At 43.0% G+C, this 17,725-nt stretch carries 19 protein-coding genes; 2 read left to right on the forward strand and 17 right to left on the reverse strand.

Annotated elements, in window-relative coordinates:
- The first annotated feature begins 56 nt into the window (after positions 1 to 56).
- Positions 57 to 1,028: a methionine ABC transporter ATP-binding protein gene (locus D6856_RS08765; RefSeq protein WP_120686572.1), complete on the forward strand. Its 972-nt coding sequence runs from the start codon at positions 57 to 59 to the stop codon at positions 1,026 to 1,028.
- Entirely contained in the window at positions 1,028 to 1,690 is a 663-nt protein-coding gene (locus D6856_RS08770) for a methionine ABC transporter permease (protein ID WP_330544214.1), read from the forward strand. The genes D6856_RS08765 and D6856_RS08770 overlap by 1 nt, the downstream gene beginning before the upstream one ends.
- 74 nt (positions 1,691 to 1,764) lie before the next feature.
- Here the strand turns inward: D6856_RS08770 and D6856_RS08775 are convergent, their stop codons facing one another.
- From D6856_RS08775 to D6856_RS08855, 17 genes are all read right to left on the reverse strand, one after another.
- The gene (locus D6856_RS08775) at positions 1,765 to 2,661 is read right to left on the reverse strand and encodes a LysR family transcriptional regulator (protein WP_120686573.1); all 897 of its coding nucleotides are present in this window, start codon (positions 2,659 to 2,661) and stop codon (positions 1,765 to 1,767) included.
- A 41-nt stretch (positions 2,662 to 2,702) separates the two neighbouring features.
- Positions 2,703 to 3,455 carry an amino acid ABC transporter ATP-binding protein gene (locus D6856_RS08780; RefSeq protein WP_120686574.1) on the reverse strand — a complete coding sequence of 251 codons (753 nt, stop codon included), beginning with the start codon at positions 3,453 to 3,455 and terminating at the stop codon, positions 2,703 to 2,705.
- A gap of 62 nt (positions 3,456 to 3,517) precedes the next feature.
- Positions 3,518 to 4,225, reverse strand: coding sequence for an ABC transporter permease subunit (locus D6856_RS08785; protein ID WP_120686575.1), 708 nt, complete (start codon positions 4,223 to 4,225; stop codon positions 3,518 to 3,520).
- 12 nt (positions 4,226 to 4,237) lie between these two features.
- Positions 4,238 to 4,948 (reverse strand): amino acid ABC transporter permease, encoded by a 711-nt coding sequence (locus D6856_RS08790; RefSeq protein ID WP_120686576.1) that lies wholly within the window; start codon positions 4,946 to 4,948, stop codon positions 4,238 to 4,240.
- Positions 4,949 to 4,952: 4 nt separating this feature from the next.
- Entirely contained in the window at positions 4,953 to 5,861 is a 909-nt protein-coding gene (locus D6856_RS08795) for a transporter substrate-binding domain-containing protein (protein WP_120686577.1), read from the reverse strand.
- A gap of 227 nt (positions 5,862 to 6,088) precedes the next feature.
- Positions 6,089 to 8,188, reverse strand: a complete 2,100-nt coding sequence (gene cooS, locus D6856_RS08800) for an anaerobic carbon-monoxide dehydrogenase catalytic subunit (RefSeq protein WP_120686578.1) — start codon at positions 8,186 to 8,188, stop codon at positions 6,089 to 6,091.
- Positions 8,189 to 8,210: 22 nt separating this feature from the next.
- Positions 8,211 to 8,984, reverse strand: coding sequence for an ABC transporter ATP-binding protein (locus tag D6856_RS08805; protein WP_120656144.1), 774 nt, complete (start codon positions 8,982 to 8,984; stop codon positions 8,211 to 8,213).
- Positions 8,984 to 9,745 carry an ABC transporter permease gene (locus D6856_RS08810; protein WP_120686579.1) on the reverse strand — a complete coding sequence of 254 codons (762 nt, stop codon included), beginning with the start codon at positions 9,743 to 9,745 and terminating at the stop codon, positions 8,984 to 8,986. Before D6856_RS08810 ends, D6856_RS08805 begins: the two co-directional genes overlap by 1 nt.
- Positions 9,746 to 9,795: 50 nt before the next feature.
- Positions 9,796 to 10,752, reverse strand: a complete 957-nt coding sequence (locus tag D6856_RS08815; RefSeq protein ID WP_120686580.1) for an ABC transporter substrate-binding protein — start codon at positions 10,750 to 10,752, stop codon at positions 9,796 to 9,798.
- A gap of 185 nt (positions 10,753 to 10,937) precedes the next feature.
- Positions 10,938 to 11,426: a hypothetical protein gene (locus D6856_RS08820; protein ID WP_120686581.1), complete on the reverse strand. Its 489-nt coding sequence runs from the start codon at positions 11,424 to 11,426 to the stop codon at positions 10,938 to 10,940.
- A gap of 56 nt (positions 11,427 to 11,482) precedes the next feature.
- Positions 11,483 to 12,781, reverse strand: a complete 1,299-nt coding sequence (locus tag D6856_RS08825; protein WP_120686582.1) for a nitrogenase component 1 — start codon at positions 12,779 to 12,781, stop codon at positions 11,483 to 11,485.
- A 19-nt stretch (positions 12,782 to 12,800) separates the two neighbouring features.
- The gene (locus D6856_RS08830) at positions 12,801 to 14,270 is read right to left on the reverse strand and encodes a nitrogenase component 1 (RefSeq protein WP_120686583.1); all 1,470 of its coding nucleotides are present in this window, start codon (positions 14,268 to 14,270) and stop codon (positions 12,801 to 12,803) included.
- 39 nt (positions 14,271 to 14,309) lie between these two features.
- Positions 14,310 to 15,308, reverse strand: coding sequence for a PLP-dependent cysteine synthase family protein (locus tag D6856_RS08835; RefSeq protein ID WP_120686584.1), 999 nt, complete (start codon positions 15,306 to 15,308; stop codon positions 14,310 to 14,312).
- Between the two features lie 38 nt (positions 15,309 to 15,346).
- The gene (nifH, locus tag D6856_RS08840; RefSeq protein ID WP_022779587.1) at positions 15,347 to 16,195 is read right to left on the reverse strand and encodes a nitrogenase iron protein; all 849 of its coding nucleotides are present in this window, start codon (positions 16,193 to 16,195) and stop codon (positions 15,347 to 15,349) included.
- Between the two features lie 105 nt (positions 16,196 to 16,300).
- The gene (locus D6856_RS08845; RefSeq protein ID WP_120686585.1) at positions 16,301 to 16,675 is read right to left on the reverse strand and encodes a NifB/NifX family molybdenum-iron cluster-binding protein; all 375 of its coding nucleotides are present in this window, start codon (positions 16,673 to 16,675) and stop codon (positions 16,301 to 16,303) included.
- Positions 16,668 to 17,540, reverse strand: a complete 873-nt coding sequence (locus tag D6856_RS08850; protein WP_120686586.1) for a radical SAM protein — start codon at positions 17,538 to 17,540, stop codon at positions 16,668 to 16,670. The genes D6856_RS08845 and D6856_RS08850 overlap by 8 nt, the downstream gene beginning before the upstream one ends.
- A gap of 14 nt (positions 17,541 to 17,554) precedes the next feature.
- Positions 17,555 to 17,713, reverse strand: coding sequence for a YezD family protein (locus D6856_RS08855; RefSeq protein WP_120656153.1), 159 nt, complete (start codon positions 17,711 to 17,713; stop codon positions 17,555 to 17,557).
- Positions 17,714 to 17,725 lie beyond the last annotated feature (12 nt).

Raw genomic sequence — 17,725 nt, forward strand, 5'->3', positions numbered from 1 at the left:
GATGACGGAGCAATTCATGTCATCATATTTACAGTAGACAGGTGGTTTAACTATCCATGATACAGATAAAAAACGTCAAAAAAACTTTTAACAAAACCGAAGTATTGAAGGGAATAAATATCGACATTGAAAAAGGCGAGATCTTCGGCATTATCGGACAAAGCGGTGCCGGTAAATCCACTCTTCTTAGATGCATCAACGGCCTTGAATCCTACGACGAAGGTTCGATCGTTGTTGACGATACACTCGTTGACATCAGGAACAAAAAAGTTCTTCGAAACCTCCAGCGCAGAATGGGCATGATATTCCAGGGCTTTAACCTTCTTGAGAGACTGGATGTTTATCACAATATCGCCCTTCCCATGAAATTCTGGGGAATCCCAACCAATACACCCGAGGCAAAAGAAAAAATCTTAAACCTCATAAAACTCGTTGGACTCGAAGAAAAAGTTCATTCAAAACCAAGAGAACTCTCAGGCGGACAAAAGCAGCGTGTCGCTATTGCCAGAGCGCTTGCACTAGATCCTGATTTTCTTTTGTGCGATGAAGCAACAAGTGCACTCGATCCCGAGATCACCAAGGGTATCCTTGCTCTTTTACAAAGAATAAATAAAGAGATGGGCATTACGATCATCATCGTAACTCATCAGATGGAAGTGGTTAAGCAGGTCTGCCAGAAGGTTGCTTTCCTTAGTAACGGCAAGGTTCTTGCTGTAGGAAAGCCCGAACAACTTTTTGTATGGCCCAAGGAACGCGAGATCAGAGAATTCCTTCGTGAAGAGAGTGACAAGCTTCCGACAACGGGAATAAATCTCAAACTCTTTTTCTACGGAGAAGGCAATCAGCGTCCTATAGTTACCGAAATGTCCAGAGAGCTACAGACCAACTTCAACATCTGTTGGGCCAAGCTTGAAGACTTCAGAGAAGATGTCTACGGAAGTCTCGTACTAAACATGGACGAAAAAGATCTTGAGAGAGCATGTGCTTTCTTAGACAGTAAAGATGTAACATGGGAGGTGATCAGATAATGTCAGGAATTTTATCAACAACAGGCATGAGTTCTGTTATAATGACTGCCTTTAAACAAACTTTATACATGGTATTTTGGTCAACTCTCTTTTCGGTGATACTCGGATTTATTCCGGCCATAATACTTACGCTTACGGCTCCCGACGGACTTAAGCCCAACAAGATCGTATATGAGATCTTAAGTTTTTTGGTTAACGTATTCAGAAGCTTTCCTTTTATCATCCTTCTTGTAATACTTATTCCTTTTACAAGAATGGTTGTAGGAAAATCGATCGGAACAACAGCTTCTATCGTGCCTCTTACGGTATCTGCGATTCCATATATCGCAAGAGTGTTTGAAACGAGCCTTCGCGAGACCAATCCCGGAGTCATAGAAGCCGCAAGATCGTTCGGAGCATCAAATTTACAGATTCTTATAAGAGTTTATGTAAAAGAATCAATTCCGAGAATGCTTAACGGAATCATCCTTCTAGTGATCTCACTTATCGGTTATTCCGCTATGGCAGGAACTGTCGGAGGTGGCGGAATCGGTGATATAGCTATCCGTTACGGATATCAGCAGTACAAGACCGAATATCTTATTGTATGCTCGGTTATCCTGATCGCATTCGTACAGGCTATTCAGATGCTCGGAAACTATATGTATAAAAAAATGAGCTGATTAAATTAAACAATAAATAAAGCCGGAGACGTCTGGTTTGACGCCGCCGGCTTTTAAAATACAATTCTTTATCTTTATTTATACTGCTGAAGCTTCTCGATAAAGGTCTGTGCCATATCGCTTAAGTCGCTACCTTTACGGATGATATATCCGAGTGTAAGTGTCTCCTCTTCCTTGAGCTTAACATGACGGATCTCTGATGTATTAAGACTCTCGCCAAGCATCGCCGCGCCTACGGCGTAGCCGTTAAGACCAAGCATAAGCTCTACGGATGTAGCTCTTTCGTTGGTACTAATAACCTTCTTGTAATCGTAGGTAGCAAGCGCCTCTTCTCTGTAATAGAAGGAAGTGTTGTCACCCTGATCAAATACCATACAAGGATAATCCTGAAGCTCCTCAAGAGATATCTCATCCCTGTCTGCAAGAGGATGATCCTTTCTAAGATATACAAATGTGTCTCTTGTAAACAGCTCATGGAACTCAAGTGATGCATCAGCGAAGATCTTTTTGAACATGTTCCTGTTAAACTCGCTAAGAGCAATAACTCCGACTTCACTTCTAAGGCTCTTGAGGTCGTCTATAACTTCACTTGTCTGAGTCTCTCTGATAGAGAACTGATACTCTTCAAGATCGTATTCCTTAACGGTATCTATAAATGCATTTACAGCTACGGTGTAATGCTGCATGGAAACTGAGAATGTAGGCTTATCAACCTTGGAATTGATATACTTGTCCTCAATCTTTTCAAACTGCTCAACCGCACTTCTTGCATAAGCAATAAACGCTCCGCCTGCAACCGTCGTCACAACGCCGTTATGGACTCTCTGGAATATCTGAATTCCAAGCTCGTTTTCAAGATCTCTTACCGCACTTGAAAGACCCGGCTGCGACACATAAAGCCTGTCGGCCGCCTTTCTCATCGAGCATTCCTCATCAATCGCTATTACGTATTTAAGCTGTAAAATGGTCATATGTATAATCTCCGAACAGATTTTTATACATAATACCACACTTAAATAACATATGCATCCTGAGGAATAATTCTTGATAAGAATTGCCTGGTTCGCTCCTCCTTAGGCTTATAGAATATTTCGCTCGGTTTCCCTTCTTCAACGACAACTCCGCCGTCCATAAAGATCACCCTGTCAGCAACATCCTCGGCAAAAGACATCTCGTGAGTCACCACGATCATCGTTATTCCGGTCTTTGCCACCTTCTTGATTACTTCAAGAGTTTCTCCCACAAGCTCTGGGTCGAGTGCCGATGTAGGTTCGTCAAATAATATCAGATCCGGCTTAAGCGCCACGGCTCTCGCAATTCCCACTCTTTGCTGCTGTCCGCCCGAAAGCTGAGAGGGATAGGAATCTTTCTTTTCCAGCATTCCTACATTATCAAGAACCTCTTCCGCAATCCTTTGTGCCTCGGACTTACTCTTTTTCTGAACCTGAACAAGTCCCTCCATCACGTTCTGAATCACCGTTTTATGCGCAAACAGTCCGTAGTTCTGAAACACAAAGCCCGTGTGCCTTCTCATATAAAGCACATCTTTTTTCTTGGCTGTCTTAAAATTTATTTCCTTTTCGCCAAACTTCATTATTCCGCTGTCGGCTCTCTCAAGGAAATTTATGCTCCTAAGAAGCGTCGTCTTTCCCGAACCGCTCGGTCCAAGGATTACAACAACTTCGCCGTCATTTACTTTTATCGAAACATCCCTTAGAACTTCCTGTTTACCAAAGGACTTTTTTACTCCCGTAAGCTCTATCACAGCTATATTCCTTCCTGTTTCCGATTAATTCTCAAAATCTTTTCTGTCCACTCGCCTTAGTCCTACGCAGTTCTTTTTAAATATTTCCCACTGTTTTTCTCAGCAAAATGCGCAAGTATCTCTATCGCGGCTCCTATCATCCAGTACACCAGCGCCGCCGCCACATATCCTTCAAGATAACTGTAGTACATAAGACTTGGCAAAAGAGCTCCCGTCATGATCTCAACTACCGAAATGGCGCTCACCAAGTTAGATGCCTTCAAAAGACCTATGAGCGAATTCTGCATTCCGGGAAGAAGTATCGGAACCATCTGCGGAAAGATAATTCTAGTAAGCGTCTTTACCTTGCCCATTCCTATGCTGTATCCCGCTTCGTACTGCACCTTCTCGATCCCTCGAAATGCTCCTCGTATGCTCTCGCTGACAGAACACGTCGTTCCGATTATAAGAGTGATATAACCGATAAATATCGGATTCACGTCACTTATCGGGACAGAAATATGAAGTGCTGCCGCCACATCCGAATAAAAAGTCATAAACAAAAGATTGTATAAAAGCAGCGCAACCATCGTTGGAAGCCCAAGGTATATTGTCACAAATGCCGCAAAGAACTGCGAAAGCACCGGCACCCTATAATTTCTTACGGTCGCTATCACCGCCCCCAGCAGCAAACTCACTACGAATGTTATCGCAGTAAGCTTTATCGTAACCGGAGCATAGAGAAGAGCCGATTTAAACGAATCAAAAAAACTTGTTATGCTAAAACTCATCTGTCCTTCTCCTTACACTGCTTTTGCCGTTCCGTTATTTAGCCTGTTCTCGATCAAAAGAAATACTCCCTTTAGGAACAAACTGAACGAAATATATATGATCGCCGCCGAAAGATATCCTTCCAAGGAATGTCCCGTCGCAGCTCCAAGTGTCTTGGCTTTTCCCAAAAGATCAACCACTCCCAAGATAAAAACTAAAGATGTGTTTTGGAATACTCCGATAAAATCAACACCATAATGCGGAAGTGCAACTTTAAAAGCCTGAGGGAGCACAATCCTGTAAAAGGTTTGTGCCCCCGTCATCCCAATCGAGTATCCTGCTTCCGCCTGAACAGACGGTACAGATGTTATTGCGCCTCTGAATATCTCGCCTAAAAACGCCCCCTCATTCAGAATGATCGCAATTTCTACAAATATCACAGGTTCGAGTCTGTTTAGGTTTATTCCGAACAGATTCAAAAAAAGATTGCCGAGTACTATTGGTATTCCGTAAAACGCTATCATCATCTGTACCAAAAGCGGCGTGCCCCTCATAAAAGAAATGTATATTCCTAGTAAGCCGCTTATCACAGGCACTCTGCGTATCCTAAGCACCGCCACGAATATCGCGAGTATGGTGCCAAGAAGCATTGACCAAAAAACTATATGAAGATTAACCGATAAGTTTGAAATCACTTTAGGAAAGACATTTATAAATCTTTCTGCGCTAAAATAATTTCCCATTGCTTTATTCCTCTTCCGTTACGTCGTAGCCAACCCACTTGATCGCAAGCTCGGAAAGCTTTCCGCTTTCTTTAAGTGTCTTAAGAGCCCCGTCTATTGCATCTCTAAGCTCTGTCTCATCCTTGCGATACAGATAATATGTCTTTGAGTTGTTGATCGGCTCTCCAACCGATTTAAGCCAGTCTTTTCCGTCATCACTGAAGTTCTTGTTCATCTTGGTAACATCACTCTTTTTAAGAACCGAAGCTCTTGCTGCGCCTGACTTAAGTGCAGCGGCACCTTCTTCATCGGAACTGCTCTCGGAGTTTACAAGAACAACCTCCTGTCCCGGATGCTCCTCATTCCACTTTGTAAGGATCTGAGTTGTTGCACTTGTCGCACCGCCCGTTCTTATCTTTTCTCCCGCAAGATCCTCAAGTGATGTTGCGTCATCATCGATAAGCACTGCAAGGTATGTAATGTAAGATGTATATGATTCACCCGAGAAAAGATATTTCTCCTCTCTTTCAGGTGTGTACTCATACTGATGCGCCGCAAAATCTATCTTTCCGGCATCGAGCGAAAGTACAAGCTGATCGAATGCCATTGACTGATATTCGAATTCGTATTGAGGAAGAAGCTCATCTATCTCTTTCAATACGTCATATTCATATCCGACCGCATCTCCGTTTTCATCCACATAGCAGTACGGATTGTAGTTGATTCCGGATCCGACGATAACCTTCGTAACTTCACCCGAAGCCTCTTCGCTCTTGGAAGAATCGGTTTCGCCTGAGCTTATTGCTTCCTCAGCAGCTTTTACTTCAGTCTCCGGTCCTGCAAAAGCCTCTTTTCCGCATCCGACTACAGATGCCATCATTGCTGCTGTCACGGCTCCCGCTACCATAATATTTTTAACTGTTCTCTTTTTCATAATAGTCTCCTCGCTTTATCCTGAAATCAAAAGCTTTTGCAAGAAAACCGGAGATTACTGATCCGCCTAATGGTGACGAACCACTAACCTCCGGTTGTCCGGTTAGTAAACATATGAGTTTGCTCCTTGTTTGCTTTTGTTGAGTTTAATATACAATAGCCTCCCCGTTAGCACAATTACGCTAATCTTTAGGGAGGCTATAACTAAAAGTTATAATTCAATATAATTTACTTATCCCAGCCAAGAGTTTTTCTCTTGTCCTTCATATCCTGTACTATCTGCTTGGCAAGTGCTACGGGATCTGTATTTACGTTCATTGTTGAGCCAAGTAACTCTTTCGTACCATGCTTCAAGAACTCAATAACATTCTTGGATCCAAAGATCGGAGCCTCGACGCAGTGATAAGAACTGATTCCGTTAAGTCTGAATCCAAGAGCCGCATCAATTCCTTTTTCATTGCCCCACTCGGGAGATGAGAATGCAAAAGGAAGCTCGTAGAGATTCTTTCCAAGCACACCTGCAATTCCCGCAAATATACCTGTAGAACGTGTATTGTCGATACACTCTCCTACATGCCATACGGGCGGAAGGTCGGGTTCAAGAAATTTTCTTAAGGATTCTCCGGCCTTTTCTTTTCCCGAAACCGCACAGTAACCAAGCTTCATCAGCGGAAAAGATGCACATCCGTTTGTAATAATAAGAACGTTGTTCTTAAGAAGTTCATCGGCCACATCAATGATGCACTTCTCATAAAGAACCTTTGGATTATTGCATCCGACCATATTTACAACGCCAAGAATCTGTCCTGATCTTAAAGCTTCTGCGAGCGGCTTCATACTTCCGAATCTCTTGTGAACATACTCTACAGAGAATCCGACCTCTGCCTCAACCTCATACGGAGGAATATAAACAGGAATTCCTTTTCTGTTCTCAAAGCTTTCTATTGCTCGTCTTACTATCTTCTCGGCAAGCTCTTTAGTCTGTCCGATATTACTGTGATGATGGTCATACTCATATCTCTCGGCGCCCGGAAGACGTGCGGAATCACTTGTAGTTATAACTGTAGTCTTAAAGCACTTTGCAACATCCATGATCGAAGGGAATACATCCTGAACATCCGCAACCCACAGATCAAGCGCTCCGGTTCCAAGTACAAGCTCAGCCGATACAGCGTTGGAAAGCGGAATAACTCCGCTGTCTCTGTACATCGCTGAAAGTCCCGAACAACAGATACCGTAGAATCTGATACCCTTAGCTCCTTTGGACTTGGCAAGTTCGATCAGATCTTCTCTCTTGCCCGCAGCAACAATCTGGCTTACAAGTGTAGGAAGATGTCCGTGTACGGCAATATTCACATAGCCCTTTTTGAGCGCTCCGATATTAACTTTGGATGTAACTCTGTCACCTACTCCAAATAAAGCATCAGTTGCTATACCTGCACCGACAACTCCGGAAAAAGTAAATGCAAGACCGCAGCGAAGGAACTGTTGCATGATACTCTTCCAATCGCCATCCGTAGCACAGCCTGATTTATGATAAGCTTCAAAAACTTCATGGTAAGCACTGATAGGAAGAATATCTAACTCTTCCCATACCTTTTGCCTCTCGGGAAGCGCGCAGGCTTTGATCGTCTTATAATCATCGGGAACCGATCTTGACATATCCTCAAGCAAAACATCAGCAAGGTCTCTTGCAACGTTTTTAAGCTGCCTGTTCTTTTGTTTTATTCCGAAAGCTTCCGCAGTACTTCTTATTTTCTGTTCTCCGAGAATAGGAATATCAAGCTCACCCTCGGCAACTTTCTTAAGTGTAAGCATTACTTCACGGGCATGCATACCGTGCTGCGCAGCTCCTGAAGCAGCCGATCTTAAAAGATTTCTTGACACAATAAGATCCGCATCGGCACCGCAGACTCCTCTCTGTGCCTTTGCGGTAATATGACAAGGTCCCATATTGCAGATCTTACAACAGGTTCCGCTAAGTCCGAATGCACACTGAGGCTTCTGCGCATCGAATCTGTCAAAGGTTGTATCTATTCCGATCTGCTCCATTCTGAGAATCATCTCTCGAACGGCGGGATCGGGTGTATTGTCAATCACATCCTGCTTCGACGGAAACGTCTTTCTGTATTCCGCCACGGCGTTCATGTAATCCTTGGTAAAATCCTCAGTACTGCTCTCTCCGCCATGGTCACTTGCCTTAAGCGTCACTGTCGGAATTCCATGCTCATCGAAACCTATAAGGTTTCTGTGAGAGTGAATATGTGACAGTCCGTTTTTGCCATGATGATGGTGATGTTCGTGTTCATGCGAATGTGTATGACTCATTTTTTCCTACCTTAACCTTAACTTAAATTGTATATTCAATATCTTCTTCTACCTTCATCTGAAGCAGATCGAAGATCTTGTCTCTTATCAGCAAAAAGTCTCCGCTTGTTCTGTCTCTGAAATGATGAATCGGAACCGTGATCACACCTCTTACTTTGCCGGGATTAGGTGTCATCACAACTATCCTGTCCGCAAGATAAACCGCTTCTTCAATATCATGCGTCACAAAGATGATAGTCTTCTTTTCGTTTTTGCAGATATCCAGAATATCATCCTGAAGCTTCATTCTTGTAATTGCATCCAACGCTCCGAAAGGCTCATCCATGAAGATGATATCAGGTTCCACAGCCAGAGCTCTGGCTATAGCGACTCTCTGTTTCATACCTCCCGAAAGCTGTCTTGGAAAACTGTTTGCAAAATTTTCAAGCTTCACAAGTTTAAGATACTCTTTAGCAATCTCTTTTCTGCGCTTTTTATCTATTCCTTTTGATTCGAGACCAAGCTCGACATTTTTGATAACAGTGCGCCACGGAAGTAATCCGTAGTTCTGAAATATGGTAACATTCTTTGTACTTGGCGCGGTTACTTCGTTTCCATCTATCTTAACGCTTCCGTGATTAACGGGATCAAAACCTGCGATAGCATTTAAAAGCGTACTTTTTCCGCAGCCCGAAGGTCCCAAAAGGCAGATAAACTCGCCTTTTTCAATATCAAGATTTACATCCGACAAAGCCGTGAATTCTGCGCCGTTTTGTATGAAGGTTTTTCCTGCGTTTTCTATATGAATATATGACATTACTGCTCACCTCCCCAGGCTTTAAGAATTCTTTTTTCCAAGAGACCGATAAGGAAATCCAGTAACAATCCTATTAGTCCTATTACAAGTATTGTCGCCAAAAGAATGTCAGCTCTGATATTGTTTCTCGCATCAATGATCTGAAATCCGAGTCCTGACTGCGCGCCTACCATCTCGCCGGCAACAAGGAATATCCATGCACTTCCAAGCGCAAGGTGAACTGCATTGGCAATCTGAGGGAACGCGGCCGGAAGGATTACCTTCCACATAAGCTGCGGCTGTCTGATTCCGAAATTATCCGCAACTCTGAAATACATATCGTCGATCTTACTTACAGCTGATACCGTAGAAAGAAGCACCGGGAAAAAAGCTGCTATAAAAATGATAACTATGGCAGGAAGATCTCCTATTCCAAAAAGGAGCACCACAAAAGGCATCCACGCTGTCGGAGATATCGGTCTGAGTAGCTGAAGCGAAGGATTAACATAATCAAAAACCTTCGGAAGGCTTCCTAGGATAAGTCCAAGAAAGACTGCTATTAAAACCGATAATCCATAACCTATCACAAATCTGTACATACTTGCGGCTATAGAAGCTATGAGCGTTCCGTCAGCGATCATTTCGCCCAAAGCCTGAATTGCCATCAAAGGTGACGGAAACAGAGCCGAACTGTAATCACTTACAGTAAATGCAAGCTGCCAAATTCCCAATAATATAAGTATCGATACAACAACATATTTAATAGAGAATAATTTTTTCATCAGGTCCCCTTACTTATTACCCGGTCACTAAACAATCACAAGTAATATAATCAAAAATCTGTCTTTACAAAATCAGAGTATGCAGGCGGATTATCAGAAAGCCCATATTCTTTAACCTTATCAACGAGCTTGTTATACTGTTCCTCTGTGATATCAAGGTCGTCATAAGAAATCCACTTTAAAGAAGTTTCAAGTACATCGTCTTTCTGCTTAAGGTATTTTCCTGCAATCTTCTTAGCCGCTTCAGCATCAAGATTATTTCCGGCTGTCTTGTAGCCTTCGACAAATGCCTTGGCTGTATCCGCATGCTTATCTATAAAATCATCCGTTAAAACAAGTGCGCAGCATACCGAATCCTCCCAAAGCTCCTCAGAGGTATACAGTACTTTTGCTTTTCCTGTCGAAACGCCTACGGCACCGAAAGGTTCCGCAACGCAGTAACCGTCTATTGTTCCCGTAACGAGCGCAGACGGCATTTCTGTCGGAGCAAGTTCAACGACGTTAATATCATCGATAGTAAGTCCGTTCTTTGCAAGTGCATCATTTACCAAAATATTATGTGAAGACTGGCGATGCGGAATTGCAATTGTTCTTCCCTTTAAGTCTGCTCCGTCCTTAACTTCATTAGAAACAATGAGAACATTTCCGTCTTTATGTCCGAGAGCAACAGCTTTGATACCTACACCCTCAGCCTTTGATTTCATTGCAAGCTCTATAAGAACCGATGCTCCGTCAACCTTACCCGAATTAAGTGCATCCAAAAGTTCGGGCCAGGATCCGTATTTAACAAGTTCAACATTAACCTTGTCATTATTTGCAAGTTCATCTGCTTCTTCCAACACGGCAAGTGAATGTGTTATGGGAAGATAAGCTATCTTTACTGTCTCTTCTGCCTTAGCACTGCCTCCTCCGGAGCCGGTATCCGAACCATTACCATTGGTATTCCCACATCCAAAGAGTGCAAGCACTGATATGATAAGTATTGTTAATAATAGGTGTTTTTTCATAATAACTATCCTCCACTATAATTCCTTTTACCTACTAGGTCAATAGGGTAATTTGTATTGATTGAATAATACCACACGAAAACGGAAGCGAAAATTAAAGATTGCTTATAGCGAATGATAATTTGAGCTTATTAAAAAAGAGCAAAGCAGGTTTTTACACCGACTTTGCTCTTCCTATATTTTTCTTACCCTCTTCTTAGACTTATATGATTGTCTATCTTGTTGAAATACGTTGCTATCTTGACGATTGCTTCATCAACGCTGCACTCTACATCGAATCCCGCAATGGCTTTTTTCTCAAGCTGCTTCTGCGCTTGAAATCCGATCTTCTTGCAGACAAGGCTTCGGCAGTCGGAAATAAGTTCAACTTTCTTATGTGCTCCGTTGCCACCTCCGCAGCCGCCGTGGCCACCGTTTCCGCCGCAACCTCCTTGGGAACCGTCGCCGCAACCGTTCTGCGCTCCTGCGCATCCGCTTATCTGAGTCCCGGAAGCATCACTTTTATTTTCATTCTGTACTCCTGCGTTGGTGTTTTCGTCTTCAACAAACTCTCTGTATTCTTTTTCTTTATAATCGGTTCCGTCTACTTCGTAGATATGGAACCCCCTAGCAGCACCAAAGCCAAGGTCTACGTCCTTGGCATTTGATGTTGCGACGGCAATCAAATATGACATCGCTTTACCTCTATCAATTTAGAAACAACAGTTTATGGCAGAACTGTGTCGTCGCCTTAGTTAAATCTCTGTGATGCTACGGTGTAGATATCTTCGATAAGTCTGATACCGCCTTCGTAACCCACAATTGCATCATTAAGAACTATCTTGTCCTTAACGGGCCATGAGATGTTGAGGAAGTTACCTTTAAGATCCTCAGTTACTTCTTTATCATAGTAGCCGCCAAGAACAAGCGGATATCCATGATAGTCATGGCTCTTTATCTCTTCATGGATCTTGTAGCCGTCAGTCTCAAATACAACTTCTGCTTCAAGACCGTAGTTGAGCTTTTTGAATTCCTCTGTTATAGCCTCTCTGTACTCCTTGGGAGTATCATCAGTAATGAACTGCTTAGCAGGCACAAGTCCCAGATCGTTTGTAAGGAACTTGGTGATGCCAAGAGCATACTGAGCATCAGCAACAACTGAGAACTGCTTGTTGATTACTCGGTTCTCAAGGAACAGATCCGCAAATCTCTCGATGAGATAGTAGTAATAATTCTCATGCTCTGTTATAACATCCTCTACAAGCTTCTCATCTACTCCTGCAAACTTTCCTACTTCTCTAAGGAATTTACTTGTCTCGAAAGCTCCGATAGGAAGTGTATTGTAGTGAAGATAAGGTGTTCCGAGTTTTTTCTCAAGCTTCTTTACATTCTTGAGTGAAACCCAAGGAGAAACAAGAAGGTTGAACTCAGCAGAGGCAATCTTATCTACGTTCTTTATTCCTCTCTGATATCCAAATATAGTATTGGGTGTAAGACCTATCTCTTTTAACAGTTTCTCAAGTGCTCTTAAGTTTCCAAGCCAGTAAAGATCCTGATAAGGAACGTCAGCCCAGATATTTACAAGACCCTTTTCCTTCTTATCAGTCTTCTTTATGTACTGGTCAATGATCGCATCAATAATCTGCTCATGTCCCTTGTAGTTGTTTCCTTTAAATCCTGCTGTAGGAGCATAGATTACAGGCTTATCCGCATCTGCAAACTCAGATACAACTTCTCCTGAATCATCACCTACAATCTCGGGGATACATCCTGTAAGTACAACGTACATGTCCGCATCGATGACCTTTAGCGCATTATCGATGGTTGAATGAAGCTTTTTTACACCGCCGAATACAACGTCTTTTTCATTGATACTTGTACATGGAAAAATATTTGGTGAAAAGTATCCGCTGCTTCCGTTTCCGTCAGAGAGCTTCTGAGCACATCCGGGGCCGGAGTGAAGAATAGGGATAGCTCTTTCAATTGCCTGCACTGTCTGCATTGCACCCAGCGCACATTTATATCTTTGTTTATCAAGTAACTTTGCCATTTAAATCAGCCTCCGTGAATCATGCTTTGTCCTGAACGAGGAACTCTCCTACATTCTGTTTGTACCACCAATCTGTATAAGGAAGCTTTGTTCTCTTTGCGAGATTCTGCTCAAAGCTTCTGTTTCTGATACTGTCAAGGATTGAATATGCAAACTCAAGTGTGTGCTTGTATCCGAAGATCATATACTCATCCGCAACATATACAGAAGGTGTTCCGTTCTTGATTGCCCAAACAGTTGAACCGGGATGTCTTGATAGATACAGATCCGGCTGATACTTGTTCAGAATGTTCATAACCTCAAAGTTCTGCTGATCCGCAACACTGGCCTCGAAATCAATATTGTTATCAAGAAGATATTTCATTGAAGGAGGTACATCTCCGTTCTCATACTTCTTGTCATAGTGCCATGCAAGAGCCCATACAACCTCAATGCCAAGTTCGTTAAGAACACGGGATACCTCGAATGTATATCCGGGTCCCATACCGAGTACTGCTCTAAGTCCCTTAAGCTCTTTCTTAACTTCCTCAATCTTGGGAAGATAGATTGCTCTCTGCTCCTGAATGTACTTTTCTATCTTTTCACTTCTGCCTGTAACCTTACCTATCTCGCGAAGCCAAGCCTCAAAACCTACGATACCGCACTGGTTGATGCTTCTTACATAAGGAACGCCGTACTTTTCTTCAAGTACGTTTCCAAGATAGTTACCAAGTGTTCCGCAGATACATGTGGTAGCTACTGCTTCAGATATGTGAGAAAGCTCCTCAATAGTAGAGTTACAATAAAGGAATGTCGGCTCAAGATCAAATTCCTTGAACATCTCTATGATCTCGGGTCTTGCACTCTCATAGAAATTCTTGAAGTTAATCTTGTTGCTCTTTACTCCCTCTCTTGGCGGTTTAACAATAGACTGTAGAACCGCATGGTCTGCAATATCAAATCCTGTTGCCCAGATTCTTGACTTGAATCCCTCACAGTGAACCGCAACTATAGGAACCTGAATCTCATCTTTGAGCTCATCCACAATACTGTCGATATCCTCTCCAATGATTCCCGTTGCACAGGAGCTTGATACGAAAATAGCCTTGGGGCTGTATCTTTTGTTTACTTCCAGAATGATATTTCTAAGAGTATTGGTTGAACCAAAGATAGTGTCATTCTCATTCATATCTGTTCCAACATAGACAGTATCATTGGTAACACCACGCTTTTTGGCCATAACCTTATCAAGGTAATATGTACCTGCTGCCGCAACCGAACAGCCTGCAGGTCCGTGATGAATGATGGCGATGTCTCTTATCGCAGAAAGCTGACCGAGGGCACAGCTCGAAAGACAAGAGCTCGACTGTGAAAAACATCTTGAACATCCTTTAAGTGTTCCGCATTCGCTCTGACTTGCAAGATCCTTGAGCGATCCGATGTAACCTGTTATAGAGCCAATCCTGGCCTCTCTTGTAGCCACATTGGAGTTATTTAAATTCGTTGCCATTATTTCTTTTCTCCTATATAAACTATGTCAAAATCCTATTTAATCCTGTGCCTTAGCAAAAAGATTGGTTGAAAGATATCTAAGTCCTGTATCGGGGAAGATAGCAACAATCTTCTTTCCTGCATTCTCAGGTCTCTGTGCAAGTTTCTTTGCTGCGTAAAGAGCAGCTCCCGATGATGTTCCTATAAGAATACCGTCATTTGCCGCAACTTCTCTTGCAGCCTCAAATGCTTCAAGCGCCTCAACCTCGATGTACTCGTCGTATATTTTTCTATCAAGTGTTGAAGGAACAAGGTTATCCGGAACTCCTTCAAAAGGATGTACTCCCGTTATTTCCTCTTCGGGCTGGTTCTTATCTTTATCGGGAAGTGAATTGGGTCCGGGCTGTACGCCAACTACTTTGATATTAGGATTCTTTTCCTTAAGGTATGCTCCCGTTCCGGAGATTGTTCCGCCTGTTCCTACGCAGGCAACAAGGATATCGACCTGTCCGTCAGTATCTTCCCATATCTCGGGACCTGTTGTTCTCTTATGAACCGCAGGGTTTGCAGGATTGGAACACTGATCGAGAAACACTACATGATCTTCCTTATCAAGAACGTCTTCCTTAAGTGCCTTGATGGCAGCAACGAAATCGCCGCCTGTTTTCTCAAGAACCTTAGCAATAACAGGCTCTTCACCAAGCTTGATTGTCTTTCCGCCAAATGCCTGAATTACCTGGAATCTTTCTTTACTAACCTGATCCTGAATATAAACTCTGAAAGGATATCCTTTTGCTGCGGCGATAGCTGCAAGTCCGATACCTGTATTTCCGCTTGTTGTCTCAACAACAGTGTCTCCGGGCTTAAGCTTTCCACTCTTCTCCGCATCCTCTATCATGGCAAGTGCAATTCTGTCCTTTACGCTCTGATTTGGATTGAAATACTCAAGCTTACCGATCACGGTAGCTTTAAGATCATGGTACTTTTCAAATCCCGAAAGCTCAAGAAGCGGTGTTCTTCCCACAAGCTCTGTTATTGATTTGTGTACGTTTGACATACTCTAGTCCTCCTTAAGTCTTTATAAAATGCCTGCGATCAAATCTTGTAATCGTCTGAAAGTTCCATCATTCCATACTCCATAAGGATCTCTTCAAGTCTTTCCTGAGTCATGGGTGTAGGAATTACAAAATCAGTATTCTCGATAACTGCCTGCGCAAGATTTCTGTATTCCTGAGCCTGGTTTGAATCCGGCTTATACTCGATAACAGTTTTCTTATTGATCTCAGCGTGCTGAACCACATTGTCTCTTGGAACGAAGTAAAGAAGCTTTGTTCCGAGTTCTTTTGAAAATGCTCTTAAAAGATCAAGCTCTCTGTCTACATTTCTTGAGTTGCAGATGATACCACCAAGTCTTACGCCACCTGTTCTTGCGTATCTCTGAATACCTTTTGAAATATTGTTGGCTGCGTAGAGCGCCATCATCTCACCACTGGCTACGATATAAATTTCTTTTGCCTTACCTTCACGGATGGGCATTGCGAAACCACCGCACACAACGTCTCCAAGTACGTCATAGAATACATAATCAAGATCGTCTGTATATGCGCCAAGGTTCTCAAGCATGTTGATTGAAGTGATGATACCTCTACCTGCACATCCTACACCGGGTTCGGGTCCGCCTGACTCTACGCACTTGGTTCCTCCGAATCCTTCCTTCATGATTCTGTCGAGTGAAATGTCTTCACCCTCTTCTCTGATAGTGTCAAGAACCGTCTTCTGAGCAAGTCCTCCAAGAAGAAGTCTTGTTGAATCCGCCTTGGGATCACAACCAACTACCATTACCTTCTTACCGTGCTCAACGAGTCCGGCTGTAAGATTCTGTGTTGTTGTTGACTTTCCGATTCCTCCTTTTCCGTAAATTGCTATCTGCCTTAGTTCTGCCATTTTTTCTTTTCTCCTCTTTCTTATTTTTTATGTATAAAAAAAGGCATTGCAAAAGTAAGCTATTTTCTTACATTCACAAAACCTCCGGTTGACCGGTCAGCTTTTTTACTGTCCGCTTATGCTGTTCATTTCCTTAAGTAATCTGAGGTAACCGTCCAGCTTTTTTATCGCCGCATCTACGGGTCCCGGCATTTCAAATGCTGCGATTCCTCTGTCTTCGAGTTCGCTCATCGCTCCGCCACCGATCTTGGCTACCAGAACGAAATTGCAATCCGCAACGCCGTCTACTCCTCTTTTTAATTTCTCAGCGTTGTGATGCCCGCCTTCACATACCGGAATCACAAAACGCTGTTCAATTTCCTCATAGTCGCCGTTCTCATCAACATCAACTATCAAAAAGCTTTCGGCTCTTCCGAAATGCTGATCTACATATCGGTTGTCAGTAGATGCGAGCGCGACTCTGTAAACTGCTTTATCCATGTGAAAATGTATTCCTTACGTTAACTCTGCTCTGGTATACGAGCTTGCTGTACTCGCTCATTCCCGGAACTCCGACCGCATCTGCTCGGCAGTGTGCGCAGTGTCTGAACACTTTGATGTACTGCTCCGCATCCTCTCTTGCTTTTTCTATCTGCTCACATGTCGGCTTTGGTATATCTTTAAGCTGATGCTGAGGTATCAGCGGAATAATGTTATACATCAGCGCTCCGGCTTCTTTGACCGTCTTTGCGATGGTAGCTATATGCTCATCATTTATTCCCGGTACAAGAACGGTGTTGATCTTGAGCGTTACTCCCGCATCTGCAACCTTCTTGATTCCTTTGAGCTGATTCTCGATAAGAATCTTTGCGCCTTCCTCTCCGTATATCTTCTCGTCGTGCCAAATGATATATTCATTGAGCTTGGCTTCAATCTTGGGATCGACTGCGTTAACGGTAACCGTCAGAGTATCGATTCCGACCTCAATCAGTTCGTCTGCTTTTTCATACAGAAGAAGTCCGTTTGTGCTCATGCACTTTAGAAGTTCGGGATGGCTTTTTCCTATCTTTTTAAAAGTCTCAAAAGCGTAATCCGTCGCCAATGTATCGCCGGGGCCTGCAATTCCTGCCACCTTTATGTTCGGCACAAATCCAAGTGCTCTGTCTATAAATGTATTTGCTTCGTCAGGGGATATCACTTTAGAAGTTACGCCCGGTCTTTGCTCGACATCATTTATTGTCCTGTCGCAAAATCTGCAAGCTATGTTACATCCGGGACTTACAGGAAGATGAATTCTTCCCGCATTGAACTTACATCCGCCAAAGCAAGGATGGTTTTTCTCAAGCTCTTCATATGTTCTTGCCATAATCAAATCTCCTCTCAGAATCTCTGTTTACGGCTTGTCTCGAGCTGAGTTACTTTGCCATCGTGTACTGTTATTGTTATCGTGCCATACTGTATACTTTTGATGCTCTCAACTATGCTTTCCAAAAGAGCCTCATCGACTTCTGTAGTCTTTGGTATTTCTGCCTTTGCCATAAACTTTATCTC

It is taken from the genome of Butyrivibrio sp. XB500-5, assembly GCF_003625505.1.
GTDB lineage: Bacteria > Bacillota > Clostridia > Lachnospirales > Lachnospiraceae > Butyrivibrio.

Excerpts from the sequence above, each read along its gene's own strand:
- D6856_RS08795 (WP_120686577.1), bottom strand. The coding sequence starts at position 5,861 with ATGAAAAAGAGAACAGTTAAAAATATTATGGTAGCGGGAGCCGTGACA.
- cooS (WP_120686578.1), bottom strand. The coding sequence starts at position 8,188 with ATGAGTCATACACATTCGCATGAACACGAACATCACCATCATCATGGC.
- D6856_RS08790 (WP_120686576.1), bottom strand. The coding sequence starts at position 4,948 with ATGGGAAATTATTTTAGCGCAGAAAGATTTATAAATGTCTTTCCTAAA.
- D6856_RS08855 (WP_120656153.1), bottom strand. The coding sequence starts at position 17,713 with ATGGCAAAGGCAGAAATACCAAAGACTACAGAAGTCGATGAGGCTCTT.
- D6856_RS08820 (WP_120686581.1), bottom strand. The coding sequence starts at position 11,426 with ATGTCATATTTGATTGCCGTCGCAACATCAAATGCCAAGGACGTAGAC.
- D6856_RS08765 (WP_120686572.1), top strand. The coding sequence starts at position 57 with ATGATACAGATAAAAAACGTCAAAAAAACTTTTAACAAAACCGAAGTA.
- D6856_RS08845 (WP_120686585.1), bottom strand. The coding sequence starts at position 16,675 with ATGGATAAAGCAGTTTACAGAGTCGCGCTCGCATCTACTGACAACCGA.
- D6856_RS08775 (WP_120686573.1), bottom strand. The coding sequence starts at position 2,661 with ATGACCATTTTACAGCTTAAATACGTAATAGCGATTGATGAGGAATGC.
- D6856_RS08805 (WP_120656144.1), bottom strand. The coding sequence starts at position 8,984 with ATGTCATATATTCATATAGAAAACGCAGGAAAAACCTTCATACAAAAC.
- D6856_RS08810 (WP_120686579.1), bottom strand. The coding sequence starts at position 9,745 with ATGAAAAAATTATTCTCTATTAAATATGTTGTTGTATCGATACTTATA.
- D6856_RS08785 (WP_120686575.1), bottom strand. The coding sequence starts at position 4,225 with ATGAGTTTTAGCATAACAAGTTTTTTTGATTCGTTTAAATCGGCTCTT.
- D6856_RS08830 (WP_120686583.1), bottom strand. The coding sequence starts at position 14,270 with ATGGCAACGAATTTAAATAACTCCAATGTGGCTACAAGAGAGGCCAGG.
- D6856_RS08770 (WP_330544214.1), top strand. The coding sequence starts at position 1,028 with ATGTCAGGAATTTTATCAACAACAGGCATGAGTTCTGTTATAATGACT.
- D6856_RS08825 (WP_120686582.1), bottom strand. The coding sequence starts at position 12,781 with ATGGCAAAGTTACTTGATAAACAAAGATATAAATGTGCGCTGGGTGCA.
- D6856_RS08835 (WP_120686584.1), bottom strand. The coding sequence starts at position 15,308 with ATGTCAAACGTACACAAATCAATAACAGAGCTTGTGGGAAGAACACCG.
- D6856_RS08815 (WP_120686580.1), bottom strand. The coding sequence starts at position 10,752 with ATGAAAAAACACCTATTATTAACAATACTTATCATATCAGTGCTTGCA.
- nifH (WP_022779587.1), bottom strand. The coding sequence starts at position 16,195 with ATGGCAGAACTAAGGCAGATAGCAATTTACGGAAAAGGAGGAATCGGA.
- D6856_RS08850 (WP_120686586.1), bottom strand. The coding sequence starts at position 17,540 with ATGGCAAGAACATATGAAGAGCTTGAGAAAAACCATCCTTGCTTTGGC.